The 15,664-nt window shown below is 66.5% G+C and carries 16 protein-coding genes; 10 read left to right on the top strand and 6 right to left on the bottom strand.

What is annotated here, in order from left to right:
* Window positions 1–12: 12 nt before the first annotated feature.
* Window positions 13–420 carry a CopL family metal-binding regulatory protein gene (locus tag AC5P5M_RS05245; protein ID WP_414487933.1) on the bottom strand — a complete coding sequence of 136 codons (408 nt, stop codon included), beginning with the start codon at window positions 418–420 and terminating at the stop codon, window positions 13–15.
* A gap of 356 nt (window positions 421–776) precedes the next feature.
* On the opposite strand from AC5P5M_RS05245, the gene gloA reads away from it, so the two are divergent.
* Complete coding sequence (gene gloA, locus AC5P5M_RS05250) at window positions 777–1,295, top strand: lactoylglutathione lyase (protein WP_193396451.1); 519 nt, start codon at window positions 777–779, stop codon at window positions 1,293–1,295.
* A gap of 147 nt (window positions 1,296–1,442) precedes the next feature.
* Complete coding sequence (locus tag AC5P5M_RS05255; protein WP_053518717.1) at window positions 1,443–1,871, top strand: VOC family protein; 429 nt, start codon at window positions 1,443–1,445, stop codon at window positions 1,869–1,871.
* Between the two features lie 66 nt (window positions 1,872–1,937).
* On the opposite strand, the gene AC5P5M_RS05260 is transcribed toward AC5P5M_RS05255, so the two are convergent.
* On the bottom strand, window positions 1,938–2,369 hold the full coding sequence (locus AC5P5M_RS05260; protein ID WP_053518718.1) for a CBS domain-containing protein: 432 nt from the start codon (window positions 2,367–2,369) through the stop codon (window positions 1,938–1,940).
* Window positions 2,370–2,817: 448 nt separating this feature from the next.
* Window positions 2,818–4,656 carry a glutamine--fructose-6-phosphate transaminase (isomerizing) gene (gene glmS, locus AC5P5M_RS05265; protein ID WP_111186215.1) on the bottom strand — a complete coding sequence of 613 codons (1,839 nt, stop codon included), beginning with the start codon at window positions 4,654–4,656 and terminating at the stop codon, window positions 2,818–2,820.
* Window positions 4,657–4,859: 203 nt separating this feature from the next.
* Between glmS and AC5P5M_RS05270 the strand changes: the two genes are divergently transcribed.
* The 7 genes from AC5P5M_RS05270 (at window position 4,860) to AC5P5M_RS05300 (ending at window position 12,658) form a co-directional block, all read left to right on the top strand.
* Window positions 4,860–6,134, top strand: coding sequence for an efflux RND transporter periplasmic adaptor subunit (locus AC5P5M_RS05270; RefSeq protein WP_476340364.1), 1,275 nt, complete (start codon window positions 4,860–4,862; stop codon window positions 6,132–6,134).
* Window positions 6,135–6,158: 24 nt separating this feature from the next.
* Window positions 6,159–6,881 (top strand): ABC transporter ATP-binding protein, encoded by a 723-nt coding sequence (locus tag AC5P5M_RS05275; protein ID WP_053518723.1) that lies wholly within the window; start codon window positions 6,159–6,161, stop codon window positions 6,879–6,881.
* A 10-nt stretch (window positions 6,882–6,891) separates the two neighbouring features.
* Window positions 6,892–8,196 carry an ABC transporter permease gene (locus AC5P5M_RS05280; protein WP_053518747.1) on the top strand — a complete coding sequence of 435 codons (1,305 nt, stop codon included), beginning with the start codon at window positions 6,892–6,894 and terminating at the stop codon, window positions 8,194–8,196.
* A gap of 16 nt (window positions 8,197–8,212) precedes the next feature.
* Window positions 8,213–9,436 (top strand): ABC transporter permease, encoded by a 1,224-nt coding sequence (locus tag AC5P5M_RS05285; protein ID WP_495205627.1) that lies wholly within the window; start codon window positions 8,213–8,215, stop codon window positions 9,434–9,436.
* Between the two features lies 1 nt (window position 9,437).
* The gene (locus AC5P5M_RS05290; protein ID WP_495205628.1) at window positions 9,438–9,839 is read left to right on the top strand and encodes a PDZ domain-containing protein; all 402 of its coding nucleotides are present in this window, start codon (window positions 9,438–9,440) and stop codon (window positions 9,837–9,839) included.
* Window positions 9,840–9,962: 123 nt separating this feature from the next.
* On the top strand, window positions 9,963–11,309 hold the full coding sequence (locus tag AC5P5M_RS05295; protein ID WP_074899853.1) for a sigma-54-dependent transcriptional regulator: 1,347 nt from the start codon (window positions 9,963–9,965) through the stop codon (window positions 11,307–11,309).
* Window positions 11,306–12,658 carry a sensor histidine kinase gene (locus AC5P5M_RS05300; RefSeq protein ID WP_053518729.1) on the top strand — a complete coding sequence of 451 codons (1,353 nt, stop codon included), beginning with the start codon at window positions 11,306–11,308 and terminating at the stop codon, window positions 12,656–12,658. The genes AC5P5M_RS05295 and AC5P5M_RS05300 overlap by 4 nt, the downstream gene beginning before the upstream one ends.
* A gap of 94 nt (window positions 12,659–12,752) precedes the next feature.
* Here the strand turns inward: AC5P5M_RS05300 and AC5P5M_RS05305 are convergent, their stop codons facing one another.
* Window positions 12,753–13,304: a GNAT family N-acetyltransferase gene (locus tag AC5P5M_RS05305; RefSeq protein ID WP_476340355.1), complete on the bottom strand. Its 552-nt coding sequence runs from the start codon at window positions 13,302–13,304 to the stop codon at window positions 12,753–12,755.
* Window positions 13,273–14,640 (bottom strand): bifunctional UDP-N-acetylglucosamine diphosphorylase/glucosamine-1-phosphate N-acetyltransferase GlmU, encoded by a 1,368-nt coding sequence (gene glmU, locus AC5P5M_RS05310; protein ID WP_065175197.1) that lies wholly within the window; start codon window positions 14,638–14,640, stop codon window positions 13,273–13,275. The genes AC5P5M_RS05305 and glmU overlap by 32 nt, the downstream gene beginning before the upstream one ends.
* 81 nt (window positions 14,641–14,721) lie before the next feature.
* Here glmU and AC5P5M_RS05315 point away from each other — a divergent pair, with 81 nt between their 5' ends.
* The gene (locus tag AC5P5M_RS05315) at window positions 14,722–15,105 is read left to right on the top strand and encodes a GtrA family protein (protein ID WP_053518733.1); all 384 of its coding nucleotides are present in this window, start codon (window positions 14,722–14,724) and stop codon (window positions 15,103–15,105) included.
* Window positions 15,106–15,172: 67 nt separating this feature from the next.
* Here AC5P5M_RS05315 and AC5P5M_RS05320 read toward each other — a convergent pair whose 3' ends face one another.
* Window positions 15,173–15,595, bottom strand: a complete 423-nt coding sequence (locus AC5P5M_RS05320) for a F0F1 ATP synthase subunit epsilon (RefSeq protein ID WP_005419509.1) — start codon at window positions 15,593–15,595, stop codon at window positions 15,173–15,175.
* Window positions 15,596–15,664 lie beyond the last annotated feature (69 nt).

Below are 15,664 nucleotides of genomic sequence, written 5' to 3' on the forward strand. Positions count from 1 at the left end.
GGGGACAGGCGCTCAGGCGATGGGAGGTCGGAATACGCGGGAAAGTTTGCTGGCAGGCAGGATCAGTGCCGGCAGCGCAATGTCCAGCGCGATGCGCGGATGGGCGCTGGGCAGCAGCAGCGATGGCATCGGAGGGTAGAGACTCAACAGGCAGCGGCAGTCGCAGCCGGCCGCGTCGACACAGCTGCAGTGATCCTTGTGCACGTCGCCGGCGGCCACCGGCGCCTGATCATGGCGGGTGTGGCCCGACGCCGGTGCCCCGCTGCGCGGCGTTGCCTGGCAGCCCGCAATCGCCCGGCCCGCGGAGCCTGCAGCGTCCCCGCCAGGCAGCGCCATGCGCGTCCCCGCCCACGCTCCGAAGACACCTTCGAAGAGGAGCACGGCCATCAGCAGCAGCGGCAGCCATCGGCGGTAAGGCATGGGACCCCTGAAGACCCTCGGTTATTTGTATATACATACCATCATTAGCGCGGCAGGCAACGGGCTGTCAACCGCCCGCGACGATGCGCGGGCGTCTCGCCATCCCTGCCGGATTCCCCTGCGTCCCACTGCCGCGCCGTAATGCTCTGGTTGCAGGCATTTCACCCGGCGTTGCGGGAGCGCTCATCCCATTGCGGACGCACACCGATTATCCTGCGCTGCAACATGACCCGACGATCCCAGATCGACAACGAGGATGCAAGCGAAGTGCGGGTTCCGGCAACTGCCGGTTTCAGATGCAACTTCCAGCCACTCTCCGCGGGTCATTTCCCCCCATTGCTGACAGGACGCGAATCATGAGCCTTTCTTCCCTCCAACAGGTCCCCGGCGTCGCCGCCCAGACACCGGCCGAAACCACCGGCTTCGTGTTCAACCACACCATGCTGCGGGTGAAGGACATCACCGCCTCGCTGGACTTCTACACCCGCGTGCTGGGCTACCGGCTGATCGACAAGCGTGACTTCGCCGAAGCGCAGTTCAGCCTGTATTTCCTGGCCTACGTGCCGTCCGGCGCCGTGGTGCCGGAAGACGATGCCGAGCGCCGCCTGTGGATGGCCGGCCTGCCGGGCGTGCTGGAGCTGACCCACAACCACGGCACTGAAGCCCAGGATGGCCCGGTCTACCACGACGGCAACAGCGATCCGCGCGGCTTCGGCCACATCTGCGTCTCGGTGCCCGAGCTGGAAGCTGCCTGCCAGCGCTTCGAAGATCTGGGCGTGCCGTTCCAGAAGCGCCTGACCGACGGTCGCATGAAGAACATCGCCTTCATCAAGGACCCCGACGGCTACTGGGTGGAAATCATCGCCAACGCCTGATCCGGAAAGGGGCACAATTGCGCTGGCGCCAGGCCATGCCCGGCGGCCTTGCTCCGATATTCATCGCATGGGAAGCAGGCCGCGCTGCGCGCTCGCCGGGCGCGGCCCGGCGCTATCCACACTGTCCCCTTTTCTGTAGAGGTACGCATGGAAACTATGGAACTGCACCGCGGTCGATTGATCGATCACCTGCAGCTGGTGGTGCGCGACCTGCCGGCCAGCCGCCGCTTCTACCAGGCGGTGTTCGACACGATCGGCATTCCGGTTGCCGGCGAAGGGCCGGACTATTTCTGGGCTGACGAGCTGTTCATTTCCACCGCCAGCAGCGAAGCCGCTGCCGGCCAGCTGACCGGACGCCACCACCTGGCATTCCAGGCGCGCGATGCGGCGACCGTCGATGCGTTTCATGCTGCCGCCATCGCCGCTGGCGGCACCGACAACGGCGCACCGGGCGAGCGCCCCTATCATCCGGGCTACTACGGCGCGTTCGTGCTTGACCCGGATGGCAACAACATCGAGGTGGTCTATCACGGCCCGGCGCGCTACAGCGCCGATTCGGTGAAGGTGACGTTCTGATTCCACCGATGCCGTGAACGAAGAAGCCGGGCAGTGCCCGGCTTCTTTCCTTCTACTGCGCCGGCGTCAATGCGCGGCCATGTAGATGTCCTGCAGCACGGCCTTTTCCAGCTCCAGCTCGCCCAGCAGATTCTTCACGATGTCGCCCAGACTGAGGATGCCGACCAGGCGCGTGCCATCGGTGACCATCAGATGACGGCGCCGCGAGTACGTCATCAACGACATGGCCTGCTTCAGGGTGGCCTCCGGTGCGATGCCTTCCAGTCCTGTGGACGGCAGGGTGGAAATCACCCGGCGGCCGGCCTGCGGGCCATCGTCAGCCAGGGTACGCACGATGTCTTTCTCGGAGATGATGCCGACCGGCGCATCATCCTTCATCACCACCAGGGCAGCGATCCTGTTCGCGCTCATCTTGTGGGCGGCGGCACCGATGGTGTCTTCCGCATCGATGGTGATGACAGCTTCTTTCTTGGATTGCAGGAGTTCGCGGACGTTCATTCTTGTTTCCTGTTGCAGGTCACTGAAGTCAAAAAAGTGTGCTCTTCCGATTCGCCCCCTCCCCGGGAACAGACCTTTCAGCGCACGTCTGGCGCACCGGTCTGCCCATGGGGAATGCATCGGCAAGGCGAGGTGCTGCAACGCGAACGAGGCGGGTCCGGCAACGCAACCCGTATCTCGGTCGGCTCGATTCTACGACTGCGATCCTCGGTCACTACCGGCATCGATAGGACAGTACGTCGTGGGAACCTGCCGACAATCCAGAGAATGGCACTGCGGCTGAAACCGCCGCTGAACACACGCGGTGCCGTACGTTAAAGATTGATTGCCTGCTGCCGAGCGCGGACAGAACACCCTGCGGGTGTCCCACTTGGCGCTGTGAGCGGCGCAAACGAAAGGGGGCCACGTGGCCCCCTTCACCTGCAGCATCCCATGCAGCCGACGGCAGTTACTCCACCGTCACGCTCTTGGCCAGGTTGCGTGGCTTGTCCACGTCGGTGCCACGCGCCAGTGCGGTGTGGTAGGCCAGCAGCTGCACCGGAATGGTATGCACCACCGGACTGAGCACGCCCGCGTGGCGCGGCGTACGGATCACATGCACGCCTTCGCTTTCGGAGAAGTTGCTGTCCTGGTCGGCGAACACGAAAAGCTCGCCTCCCCGCGCGCGGACTTCCTGCATGTTGGACTTCACCTTCTCCAGCAGGCTGTCGTTGGGGGCGATCACCACCACCGGCATGTCCTCGTCCACCAGCGCCAGCGGACCGTGCTTGAGCTCGCCCGCCGGATACGCCTCGGCGTGGATATAGGAGATCTCCTTGAGCTTGAGCGAACCTTCCAGTGCGATCGGATAGTGCAGGCCACGGCCCAGGAACAGCGCGTTGGATTTGCGCGCGAAGCGCTCGGCCCAGGCCGCGATCTGCGGCTCCAGGTTCAACGCGTGCTGCACGCTGCCCGGCAGGAAGCGCAGCTGCTCCAGATAGTCGGCTTCCTGTGCGGCATCGACGCGCCCATGCAGCTTGCCCAGCACCACGGTCAGCTGGAACAGCGCGGCCAGCTGGGTAGTGAACGCCTTGGTCGAAGCCACGCCGATCTCGGCCCCGGCACGGGTATAGCAGACCAGTTCACTGGCGCGTGGAATCGCGCTTTCCGGCACGTTGCAGATCGACAGCGTGTGCTGGTGGCCGAGCGACTTGGCGTACTTCAGCGCCTCCATCGTGTCCAGCGTTTCGCCGGACTGGGAGATCGTCACCACCAGGTGCTTCGGGTTCGCATACGCCGCGCGGTAGCGGTACTCGCTGGCGATCTCCACGCTGCACGGCAGGCCGGCGATGGACTCGATCCAGTAGCGCGCGGTCAGGCCGGCGTAGTAGCTGGTGCCACACGCCAGGATCTGCACGCCTTCGATGCCCGCCAGCACCGCCTCGGCATTCCTGCCGAACAGCTCGGCCGGGAAGCCACCGGCGTCGATCGCCGCCTCGATGGTGTCACCCAGCGCGCGCGGCTGCTCGTGGATTTCCTTCTGCATGAAATGGCGGTAAGGGCCAAGTTCCAGCGAGGCCAGCGACACGTCGGACAGGTGCACCTCGCGCTGTACCGGATGATCGTGCTCGTCGAAGATGCGCACACCCTCGCGGCGCACCTCGGCGGTGTCGCCCTCCTCCAGGAAGATCACCTTGCGGGTGGCCGAGATCACCGCCGAGACATCGGAGGCAACGAAATTCTCGCCTTCGCCCAGGCCGACCAGCAGCGGGCAGCCCATGCGTGCGCAGACGAAGCGCTCCGGCTCGGCACGGCTGACCACGGCCAGTGCATAGGCGCCGGTGAGTTCCTTCACGGTGCGCTGCAGCGCCACCAGCAGATCGTCACCGCTCTGCAGATGATGATGGATCAGGTGGGCGATCACTTCGGTGTCGGTCTGCGACTCGAAGGTGTAGCCCAGCGCGCGCAGCCGCTCGCGCTGTTCTTCATGGTTCTCGATGATGCCGTTGTGGACCAGGGCCACGCCCTGGCTGATGTGCGGATGCGCATTGGCCTCGGTGACGCCGCCATGGGTGGCCCAACGCGTATGGCCGATACCCAGCTGCGCATTGAACCCCTCGGCGGCGGCGGCCGCGGCCATCTCGGCGACCCGGCCGGTACGGCGGACGCGGTGCACGTCAGGTTGATCGGTCGCGTCGATCACCGCGATGCCTGAAGAATCGTAGCCGCGGTACTCCAGTCGCTTCAGACCTTCGATCAGCACCGGCACCACGTCGCGATCAGCGATCGCTCCCACGATTCCACACATGTCACGCATTTCCTTGAAGACGGTCGCGGCATTCTAGCGTGCGTGTCCGGTTTCCCCCTCCTGTCCGCTTAATGAATGTGTCCGCACAGGTGTCCGCGGACACCCGGACACCGCCACTCGAATTGCAACTTATTGATAGGAAAGGAAATAAAGTTGGCACGCAACGTGCTTGGTATGGATCACCACCGTCAGGCACGAACCCGATGATCCGCGACACTTCCGCCCAGGACCAGATCGTTTCCTCCACCCCGGCCCGCCCGACCGCCGCCTGGCATCGCTACCGTTGGCCGGCACTGGGCAGCATCGCCCTGCTCGCCGGCATCGGCTGGGCCGTGTACGCCTGGGCAAACGCCAGCCGCTCGTTCGACAGCAGCCGGGTGCGCATCGCCGAAGTGCAACGTGGCGACCTGGTGCGTGACATCGCTGCCGACGGCCGTGTGATCGCCGCCAACAGCCCGGTGCTGTATGCGATCTCCGCCGGTACCGTGGACCTGAAGGTCGTGGCCGGCGACGTGGTCAAGAAGGGACAGGAGCTGGCGATCATCGACAGCCCGGAACTGCGCAGCAAGCTGGCCCAGGAACAGGCCACCCTGGCTGGCCTGGAAGCCGAGGCCAGCCGCGCCGCGCTGGACGCAACGCTGGCCCGCGCCAAATCGCGCAAGGAAACCGATCAGGCCACCATCGAGCGCCAGGCTGCCGATCGCGACCTGCAACGCTACCAGCGCGGCTTCGACGGCGGTGCGGTGCCGCAGATCGACCTGGCCAAGGCCCAGGACAGCCTGAAGAAGGCCGACATCAGCCTTGCCAACGCCACCACCGATGCCCGCCTGCAGAGCCAGGGCGCCGACCTGGATGCACGCAACAAGCGGTTGCTGGCCGATCGCCAGAAGGCGGTGGTGGCCGAAGTGCAGCGCCAGGTCGATGCGCTGACCCTGCGCGCGCCGTTTGATGGCCAGGTAGGCCAGGTGCAGGCCACCCAGTCCACCAACCTGGCGGCCAATGCGCCGGTGCTGGGCGTGGTGGACCTGTCCAAGTTCGAAGTCGAGATCAAGGTTCCGGAAAGCTTCGCTCGTGATCTGGCCATCGGCATGCCCGCACAGCTCACCGGCGGCAACGGCCAGCCGTTCCCGGGCGAGATCAGCGCGGTGTCGCCGGAAGTGGTGAACGGCGAGGTCAATGCCCGCGTGCGCTTCGCCGACAAGCAGCCCGAAGGCCTGCGCCAGAGCCAGCGCATGTCGGTCCGGGTGCTGCTGGATACCCGCAAGAACGTGCTGAAGGTCGAGCGCGGCCCGTTCGTCGAACAGGGCAACGGCGTGGCCTACGTGATGGATGGCCGCACAGCGGTGCGCCGTCCGGTGGAACTGGGCGTCAGCAGCCTGGGCGAAGTGGAAATCAAGTCGGGTGTGCAGCCGGGCGACCGTATCGTGGTCTCCGGCAGCGACCTGTTCAAGGACGCCGAACGCGTCTCCGTCAACTGATACATCCTGGAGAGAGGACACCCCATGTACATGCTCGAAATGCGTTCGGTCGCCAAGGTCTTCCGCACTGAACAGGTGGAAACCCATGCACTGCGCTCGCTGGAACTGCAGGTCAAGGAGGGCGAGTTCGTCGCCGTCACCGGTCCCTCCGGCTCCGGCAAGACCACCTTCCTCAACATCGCCGGCCTGCTGGAAACCTTCACCAGCGGCACCTACCTGCTTGATGGCGAGGATGTCAGCCAGCTCGGTGACGATGCGCGCAGCCGCCTGCGCAACCAGAAGATCGGCTTCATCTTCCAGGGCTTCAACCTGATTCCGGACCTGAACCTGTTCGACAACGTCGACGTGCCGCTTCGCTACCGCAAGATGAGTGCCGGCGAGCGCCGTGAGCGCATCGAGAAGGCGCTGACCCAGGTCGGCCTGGGCTCACGCATGAAGCACTACCCGAACGAACTGTCCGGCGGCCAGCAGCAGCGCGCGGCGATTGCCCGTGCCCTCGCCGGCAGCCCGCGCCTGCTGCTGGCCGACGAACCGACCGGCAACCTGGATACGCAGATGGCACGTGGCGTGATGGAGCTGCTGGAGGAAATCAACGCGGCCGGCACCACCATCGTCATGGTCACCCATGATCCGGAACTGGCCGCGCGTGCGCAGCGCAACGTGCACATCGTCGATGGCCAGGTCACCGACCTGGTGCGCGAGCCGGTGCTGGCCACCCCGCGCCGCATCGTCGCCGTCAACGAGTGAGGGCATGCCCATGTTCGCCTACTACGCTCGACTGGCGGTACGCAGCTTCCGCCGCAACAAGGTACTGACCGCGCTGATGGTGGTGGCCATCGCACTGGGCATCGGTGCCTCGATGACCACCCTGACCGTGTTCCATGTCCTGTCCGGCGATCCGATTCCGGAGAAGAGCGACCGCCTGTTCTACGCGCAGCTCGATCCGCGGCCGCGCTCCGGCTACCTGACGGACGAGGAGCCGGAAGGCCAGATGACGCGGTTCGACGCCGAAGCCCTGCTGCGCGAGAAGCGCGCCGTGCACCAGGCGATGATGAGTGGCGGCAGTGCCATCGTCGAGCCGGAGGGCAGCACCCTCAAGCCGTTCTCGGTGGATACGCGCTGGACCTCGGCGGACTTCTTCCCGATGTTCAACGTGCCGATGCAGTACGGCCGCGCCTGGTCTGCCAGCGACGACGATGCACACAGCCGCGTGGTGGTGCTGTCCAAGGCCATCAATGAAAAGCTGTTCCAGGGCGCCAACAGCGTGGGCCGGGAGATACGCGTGAACAGCCAGTCGCTGCGCGTGATCGGCGTGATGAAGGAATGGAATCCCGAACCGCAGTTCTTCGACCTGACCACCGGTTCCTACGGCAAGGACGAGGACCTGCTGGTGCCGTTCTCCACTGCCATGGATCTGGATTTCGGCAACAACGGCAACATGAACTGCTTCCGCGACGGCGGCCCGGGCGGCGACAGCCACTCGCTCAGTGCGGCCTGCACCTGGATCCAGTACTGGGTCGAGCTGGAGCCGGGCAAGGTCGATGACTACCGCCGCTATCTGGTGAACTACTCCGACCAGCAGCGCGCTGCAGGCCGCTTCGAGCGTCCCGCCAACGTGCGTGTGCGCAGCGTCATGGAGTGGCTGGACTTCAACGGTGCGGTGCCCAGCGACGTGCGCCTGCAGATGTGGCTGGCGCTGGGCTTCCTGGGCGTGTGCCTGGTCAATACGGTCGGTCTGCTGCTGGCCAAGTTCCTGCGCCGCAGCGGTGAGATCGGCGTGCGGCGTGCGCTGGGTGCCAGCCGTGGGCAGATCTTCCTGCAGTGCCTGGTCGAAGCCGGTGCCATCGGTGTGGTCGGCGGTGTGCTCGGCATCGGCCTGGCCCTGATCGGTCTGGCCGCAGTGCGCAGGCAGCCGGTGGAGTACGCCCAGCTGGCCCATCTGGACGGCAGCATGCTGCTGCTCGCCCTCGGCCTGACCCTGCTGGCCAGCCTGGCCGCCGGATTCCTTCCGGCCTGGCGTGCCATGCAGGTCACCCCCGCCATCCAGCTCAAGTCGCAGTAAGCACAAGGACACTGCCATGGATATCCGCCCCATCCTCAGCACGCTGCGCCGGCACAAGACCGCCGCTGCCCTGATCGTGCTGGAAATCGCGCTGACCTGCGCCATCGTCTGCAACGCGTTGTTCCTGGTCAGCCAGCGCGTGGAGAAGATCACCCAGCCCAGCGGCCTGGCCGAGAACGAACTGGTGATCGTCCGTACCAGTGGCATCGGTACCCAGACCAATGCCATGGCGCGTACCCAGGAAGACCTGGCCGCGCTGCGCGCCGTTCCCGGTGCGACCAGCGTGACCAAGGTCAACCAGCTGCCGTTCCGCCCCAGCTCGTCCAATACCAGCATCTCGCGCGAGCGCGACCAGGAACGGCCGACGACCTCGGCGACGCTGTACATGTTCAACGAAGGTGCGTTGTCCACCCTGGGTCTGCAGCTGGTGGCCGGCCGTGACTTCCTGCCCGGCGAGTACATCGACTTCGAGGACGCACGCAAGTCGGCCAGCACCACACCGGACAAGGCTTCGGCGGTGATCCTCAACCAGGCCGTGGCCGAGAAGATGTTCCCGGGCCAGAACCCGCTGGGCAAGACCTTCTACATGGGTCGGCAGGCGCTGCACGTGGTGGGCGTGGTTGCCCACCTCGCGCCGCCGACGGACTGGAACAACAACACCACCCTGTCGATGATCCTGCCGGTGCGCACCGACTTCGCCAGCGGCGGCCCGTACATGCTGCGCACCACGCCTGAACGCCGCGATGACGTGCTGAAGGGTGCCCTGGCGGCCCTGGAACGCAACGATCCCAACCGCCTGGTGCGCGAGAAGCTCAGCTATGAGGACCAGCGCAACGACTACTTCAAGAACGACCGGGCGATGGTCGGGCTGCTGGTCACCGTATGCATCGCCCTGCTGGTGGTGACCGCGCTGGGCATCGTCGGCCTGGCCAGCTTCTGGGTGCAGCAGCGCAGCAAGCAGATCGGCATCCGCCGTGCCCTCGGTGCCACCCGCGGCCAGGTGCTGCGCTACTTCCAGACCGAGAACTTCCTGCTGGCCTCGCTGGGCATCGTGCTGGGCATGCTGGCGGCCTACGCCATCAATCTGTGGTTGATGAACATGTACGAGCTGCCTCGCATGCCGCTGCTGTACCTGCCGCTGGGTGCGGTGCTGCTGTGGGCACTGGGCCAGATCGCCGTGTTCGGCCCTGCGCGCCGGGCGGCCGCCGTGCCTCCGGCCGTCGCCACGCGGGGGGCCTGACATGCGCGCACCTTTCCTGGCGATGATGCTGATGCTGCCGCTGCCGGCCCTTGCCGGCAGCAGCAACCAGCAGACCATGAGCTGGCAGGACGACGGCGCCCATGTGGCGCTGGCTTCCTCGGGCGGCCACGTGCGGGTCGATGCGGCGCATCCGGAGGCGCGCTTCGGCGTGCGCCGTGGCGACCGCATCCTGCGCGTGGACGATATCGCCGTGCAGCAGGTCGACCAGCTGACAGCCGCGATGCAGGCCACCGACGCATCCAGCGTACGGCTGCTGCTGCAGCGCGATGGAAAGACGCTGACCGTGCCGGTGTCCCTGGCTGGCTGGCGGCCCCTGCTGTCACCGCCCACCGCACCACCACCGCCGCCGCCGCCGCCGCCGCCGCCGCCGCCACGACGGTGATCCGGCACCGGCTGCAGGGCGGCAGCTTTTAGCTATGCTTGATGGGTGGCGCCGGCTCCTGCCGGCGCCCTGGAACCTACAGCTCTCTCCGGCGCTGCCCATCCCTTTTTCCCGAACCGGTCCATGCCCGCGATCCTCATCATCGACGACAACGCCAGCGTGGGCACCGCGCTGGACGTGCTGTTCTCCCTGCACGACATCGACACGCTGCAGGCACAGAGCCCGGCCGAAGGCCTGGCCCTGCTCGAATCGCAGCCGGTGGACCTGGTGATCCAGGACATGAACTTCAGCGAGGACACCACCTCCGGCGAGGAAGGCGAAGCCCTGTTCGCGCAGATCCGCGCACGCCACCCCGACCTGCCGGTGATCCTGCTGACCGCCTGGACCCATCTGAGCAGCGCGGTGGACCTGGTCAAGGCCGGCGCGGCCGATTACCTGGCCAAGCCCTGGGACGACCGCAAGCTGCTGACCACGGTCAACAACCTGCTGGAACTGTCCGAGGCACGTCGCGAACTGGACCGTCGGCGCGAACGCGAGCAGCGTCAGCGCACCGCGCTGGAACAGAAGTACGACCTCAGTGGTGCCGTCTTCGCCGATCCTGCCAGTGAACGCGTGATCGCCCTGGCCTGCCAGGTCGCACGCTCCGAACTGCCGGTCCTGATCACCGGACCCAATGGCGCCGGCAAGGAGAAGATCGCGCAGATCATCCAGGCCAATTCGCTGGTGGCAAAGGGACCGTTCGTCACGGTCAACTGTGGTGCGCTGCCGTCCGAGCTGATCGAAGCCGAGCTGTTCGGCGCCGAGGCAGGTGCCTACACCGGTGCCAACAAGGCGCGCGAAGGCAAGTTCGAGGCGGCCGATGGAGGCACCCTGTTCCTGGATGAGATCGGCAACCTGTCGCTGGGCGGGCAGATGAAGCTGCTGCGCGTGCTGGAGACCGGTCGCTTCGAGCGCCTGGGCTCCAACCGCGAACGCCAGGTCAAGGTACGCGTGGTCAGCGCCACGAATGCCGACCTGCCGGCGATGATCCGCGACGGCACGTTCCGCGAGGACCTGTACTACCGCCTCAACACCGTGGAGCTGGTGCTGCCGCCGCTGGCCGAGCGGCCCGGCGACATCCTGCCGCTGGCCGAACGCTTCCTGGCGGGCGGCAAGCCGTTGTCCAGCGCCGCCGCTGCCGCGTTGCAACGGCACCCGTGGCCGGGCAACGTGCGCGAACTGCGCAACGTGATCCAGCGCGCCGAGCTGCTGGCCACCGGCAACCGCATCGAAGTGACCGATCTCAACCTGCCACGCGCTCCGGCTGCGCCACGCCCGGCGCCGAGCGCCGGCAACGATCCGGACCGCACGCGCATCGAGGAGGTACTGGCGCGCAATCATGGGGTCATCGCGCAGGCGGCCGCCGAACTCGGTCTCAGCCGCCAGGCACTGTACCGGCGCATGGACCGCCACGGCATTCCGCGCGAATGAAGCGACGCTCGTTCACCTTCCGCCTGTTCCTGCGCCTGCTGCCGGTGCTGGCGCTGGCTGCCGCGCTGCCCTGGCTGCTGGCCTACTGGCTCGACCACGGCTGGGCGGTGGCCATCGTATCCACGGTGATCCTGCTTGCCCTGATGTGGTGGGCGCTGCGCCGCGCCACCGCACCGGTCCGCTCGCTGATGCGTGCGTTGTCCGGCACCACCAGCAGCTACCGCGATGGAGAGTACAACTTCGGCGTTCACTGGGAAGGCAACGACGAACTGGGTGACCTGGTGAAGGCACATCGCGAGCTGGGCGACGTGCTGCGCGAGCAGCGCCAGGGTCTGGTGCAACGCGAACTGCTGCTGGACACGATGGTGCAGAACACGCCCGTGGCGATGCTGCTGATTGCATCAGGCGGCGATGGCATCGCCCGTGTGGTGTTCTCCAACCTGGCTGCGCGCAAGCTGCTGCATGGTGGCTGGAAGCTGGAGGGCCAGCGCCTGGAGGAGGTGCTGGAGCAGGTGCCGGTGGAACTGCGCGACGCCATCGCCCGCGGCGGCGACAGCCTGTTCGCGGTGCAGGCCGAAGGCGAGGACGGCGACGAGGATGACGAGCAGGTCTACCATCTCTCGCGGCGCGCGTTCCATCTCAATGGACGGCCCCATGATCTGCTGCTGGTGCGTCTGCTCACCGCCGAGCTGCGCAGGCAGGAAGTCCAGACCTGGAAGAAGGTGATCCGGGTGATCAGCCACGAGCTGAACAATTCGCTGGCACCGATTGCCTCGCTGGCGCATTCCGGAGGGGAACTGGTCAAGCGTGAGCGGTTCGACCGCCTGCCGGAGATCTTCACCACCATCGAAGATCGCGCCCGCCACCTGGAGGGATTCATCCGCGGATACGCACGCTTCGCCAAGCTGCCACAGCCCCAGCTGCAGACCGTGCACTGGGCCCCGTTCCTGTCCAGCCTGCGCCAGCAGATTCCGTTCGGCATGGAGCAGGAGCCGGACGAGGAGATGAGCAGCCGCATCGATATCGCGCAGTTCGGGCAGGCGCTGCTGAACCTGCTGAAGAACGCGCACGAAGCCTGCGCGGAAGCCGATCCGCCCAACGATGACGTGCAGGTGCAGTTGACCCGCCTGCCCCAGTGGCTGCGTCTGGATGTGCTTGATCGCGGCAAAGGCATGAACGAGCAGGTACTGCAGAATGCGTTGATGCCGTTCTATTCGACCAAGCGCAACGGCACCGGGCTGGGACTGGCGCTGACCCGGGAGATCGTGGAGGCGCACGGTGGACGGGTGTCGCTGCAGAACCGCAGTGAGGGGGGGTTGTGTGTTTCGATCCTGCTGCCGGCGGGGTGAGGTGACGCTCCGGGAAGCGGAAGCGGTCGCTCCGCCCGCCGGGCATGACCCGACGCTGCCCGACATCATTGGCGAAGGCACCCCGGAACGACCTTCAGCCATCCATCGAAGACAGGACACGCCGCATCGCCACCCGTAGATGCATCGGAAACCCCAATGCGGCTTCCTCCGCCATCACGGCCTGCAGCCCGTCACCCCATTCCTCCTGCGCAAGCCCCACGAATCCCTCGCCGGCATAGAACGGCGCATTCCACGGCACGTCTGCCAGCGTCGTCAGCACCGCAGAGCGATAGCCCTGGGTCCTGGCCATTGCCAACGCGTGCCGCAGCAAAGCACGACCATGGCCACGACGCGCATGCGCCGGGTCCACATCCATCTGCAGCACATGGAATTCGCCGCACAGCCCGCCTGCCAGCAGGTAACCGGCGATGCCGCCGCCGTCGGCGTCATCCACCACCCACAGCTGGCCGCGCCGGAGGCCGTCCCGCAGCGCCTGCAGATCCAGGCCGTGGCCGGCGAACACCGGATAGGCTTCGTGGCCCTTCAGCAGTTCGCCGGCACGCTGTTCGATCGCCGGCAGCGCGCCGAGCTCGTCGGCATGCGGAACCCGTGGCTCAGGATTTCTTGACCGGCCGCTTCCAGCCATCGATGGTTTCCTGCCGTGCGCGTGCCAGCGTCAGCTTGCCGTCCGGCGCGGTGCGCGTGATGACCGAACCGGCGGCGATGGTGGCGCCCTCGCCGATCAGCACTGGCGCCACCAGCGAGCTGTTGGAACCGATGAAGGCATTGTCGCCGATGGTCGTGGTCGACTTGTTGACGCCGTCGTAGTTGCAGGTGATGGTGCCGGCGCCGATGTTCACCTTGCTGCCGATCACCGCATCGCCCAGATAGGTCAGGTGGTTGGCCTTGCTGCCCACGCCGAGGGTCACTTTCTTGGTCTCCACGAAGTTGCCTACGTGGACGCCATCGGCGAGCACCGTGCCCGGGCGCAGCCGGGCGAACGGGCCGACCGATGCGGCACCTTCGGTGACCACCCCTTCCAGGTCGCAGTGCGCGCGCACTTCGGTGCCCGGCCCGAGCGTCACGTCCTTGAGTCGATTGAACGGGCCGATGGTCACGCCATCTCCCAGCACCACCTTGCCCTCGAGAATGACATCGACATCGATGAGCACATCGCTGCCGACCGTCACGCTGCCGCGGATATCCAGCCGTGACGGGTCCAGCACGCGCGCGCCCTGCGCGCACAGCGCACGTACTGCGCGGCGCTGCCACGCGCGCTCGAGCTGCGCCAGCTGCCAGGGATCGTTCGCCCCTTCTGCTTCCTGCACATCGGCCACCAGAGCCATCTCGGCCGGGGTGAACTCACGGGCTGCAAAGGCAAATACGTCGGTCAGGTAGTACTCGCCCTGCGCGTTGCTGTTGGACAGCTGCGAGAGCCACCGGCGCAGCGCGGTCGATTCGGCGGTGATGATGCCGGTATTGATCGTGCGCACGCGCAGCTGGTCATCGCTGGCGTCCTTCTGTTCGACGATGGCGCCGACCCGGCCCTCGGCGTCGCGCAGCACGCGGCCATAACCGGTCGGGTCATCGACATCGGCCACAAGCACGGCCAGCCGGCCCGGCTGCGCCAGCAGGTCGCGCAGCGTCTGCGCGCGGATCAACGGCACATCGCCGTACAGCACCAGCACCTGCGCGGCGTCGGGCACCTGCGGCATCGCCTGCGCGACCGCGTGGCCGGTCCCCAGCTGCTGTGCCTGCTCGGCCCATTGCAGGTCGGTCTGGTCGGCGAAGTGGCGCCGCACTGCCTCGCCACCATGGCCATACACCACGTGGATCGCAGCGGGGTCGAGCTCGCGGGCGGCAGCGATGACATGCGCGAGCATCGGCTGCCCGGCGATCGGCTGCAGCACCTTCGGCAGCACCGACTTCATGCGCTTGCCGGCACCTGCGGCCAGGATGATCACGTGCAGGGGTTGGGTCATGGGGGGGAATCCGTGGTTCGATGACATCGATTCTAGAGCGTGGCCCGTTAACATGGATGCCCCTCCTTCTTCAGCATGCCGATGAGCCTCATCCGCCAGGGAAGCACCTACCTCGTCATCGGGCTCGTGCAGCTGCTGGTCGACTGGGTGGTCTTCGTGGCGGCCACCGCACTGGGGTTGCCGGTTGCACCGGCCAACGTCACGGGCCGGCTGGCGGGGATGCTGCTGGGCTTCTGGCTCAACGGTCGCTACACGTTCGCCGAGCCGGGCACGCACAAGCTGGGCTGGAAGCGCTTTGCGCGCTTCTGCGCGCTGTGGCTGCTGCTGACGGCGGCCAGCACGCTGCTGGTCAGCCTGGTCGACCAGGCTCTGGGCCTGCGCTACGCGTGGCTGGCCAAGCCGCTGGTCGAGGGCGGACTGGCGGCGGTGTCGTTCCTGCTGATGCGCCACGTGGTCTACCGCTGACCGGCGGTGATGGCGCACAAACAAAAACGCCGGCACGAGGCCGGCGTTCCTGTGGGTGTGGCGAGCCTCAGTGCTTGAGGTTCTTGCGCAGGCGCTCCAGCGCCTGCAACTGGACCACGGCTTCGGCCAGCTTCTGCTGGGCTTCGGCCACTTCCATGGCTTCACCACGGTTGGCCAGGATGCGCTCGGCTTCTTCCTTGGCCTTGCGGACCGAGGCTTCGTCGATGTCCTGCGCGCGGATCGCGGTGTCGGCCAGCACGGTCACCACCTGCGGCTGAACCTCCAGGATGCCGCCGGAAATGGCGAAATCCAGCTGCTCGCCGTTCGGCGTGGTCACCACCACCTTGCCCGGCTTCAGGCGGGTGATCAGCGGTGCGTGCTTGGGCGCGATGCCCAGTTCGCCCAGCTCACCGGTGGCCACGACCAAGGTCGCTTCGCCACGGAAGATTTCCTGCTCGGCGCTGACGATGTCGCAACGGATCGTGCTCATGCAAATCTCTTCGCTGTTCGCGGTGGCGCGATGCCACCGTGGAGGTCCACCGGCCCGGGCGGCTGCCCG

It is taken from the genome of Stenotrophomonas sp. YJH_SMC_106-19, from assembly GCF_059368375.1.

Coding starts and splice junctions, on each gene's coding strand:
- AC5P5M_RS05245 (WP_414487933.1), bottom strand. CDS start 420: ATGCCTTACCGCCGATGGCTGCCGCTGCTGCTGATGGCCGTGCTCCTC.
- gloA (WP_193396451.1), top strand. CDS start 777: ATGAGCCTTTCTTCCCTCCAACAGGTCCCCGGCGTCGCCGCCCAGACA.
- AC5P5M_RS05255 (WP_053518717.1), top strand. CDS start 1,443: ATGGAAACTATGGAACTGCACCGCGGTCGATTGATCGATCACCTGCAG.
- AC5P5M_RS05260 (WP_053518718.1), bottom strand. CDS start 2,369: ATGAACGTCCGCGAACTCCTGCAATCCAAGAAAGAAGCTGTCATCACC.
- glmS (WP_111186215.1), bottom strand. CDS start 4,656: ATGTGTGGAATCGTGGGAGCGATCGCTGATCGCGACGTGGTGCCGGTG.
- AC5P5M_RS05270 (WP_476340364.1), top strand. CDS start 4,860: ATGATCCGCGACACTTCCGCCCAGGACCAGATCGTTTCCTCCACCCCG.
- AC5P5M_RS05275 (WP_053518723.1), top strand. CDS start 6,159: ATGTACATGCTCGAAATGCGTTCGGTCGCCAAGGTCTTCCGCACTGAA.
- AC5P5M_RS05280 (WP_053518747.1), top strand. CDS start 6,892: ATGTTCGCCTACTACGCTCGACTGGCGGTACGCAGCTTCCGCCGCAAC.
- AC5P5M_RS05285 (WP_495205627.1), top strand. CDS start 8,213: ATGGATATCCGCCCCATCCTCAGCACGCTGCGCCGGCACAAGACCGCC.
- AC5P5M_RS05290 (WP_495205628.1), top strand. CDS start 9,438: ATGCGCGCACCTTTCCTGGCGATGATGCTGATGCTGCCGCTGCCGGCC.
- AC5P5M_RS05295 (WP_074899853.1), top strand. CDS start 9,963: ATGCCCGCGATCCTCATCATCGACGACAACGCCAGCGTGGGCACCGCG.
- AC5P5M_RS05300 (WP_053518729.1), top strand. CDS start 11,306: ATGAAGCGACGCTCGTTCACCTTCCGCCTGTTCCTGCGCCTGCTGCCG.
- AC5P5M_RS05305 (WP_476340355.1), bottom strand. CDS start 13,304: ATGGCTGGAAGCGGCCGGTCAAGAAATCCTGAGCCACGGGTTCCGCAT.
- glmU (WP_065175197.1), bottom strand. CDS start 14,640: ATGACCCAACCCCTGCACGTGATCATCCTGGCCGCAGGTGCCGGCAAG.
- AC5P5M_RS05315 (WP_053518733.1), top strand. CDS start 14,722: ATGAGCCTCATCCGCCAGGGAAGCACCTACCTCGTCATCGGGCTCGTG.
- AC5P5M_RS05320 (WP_005419509.1), bottom strand. CDS start 15,595: ATGAGCACGATCCGTTGCGACATCGTCAGCGCCGAGCAGGAAATCTTC.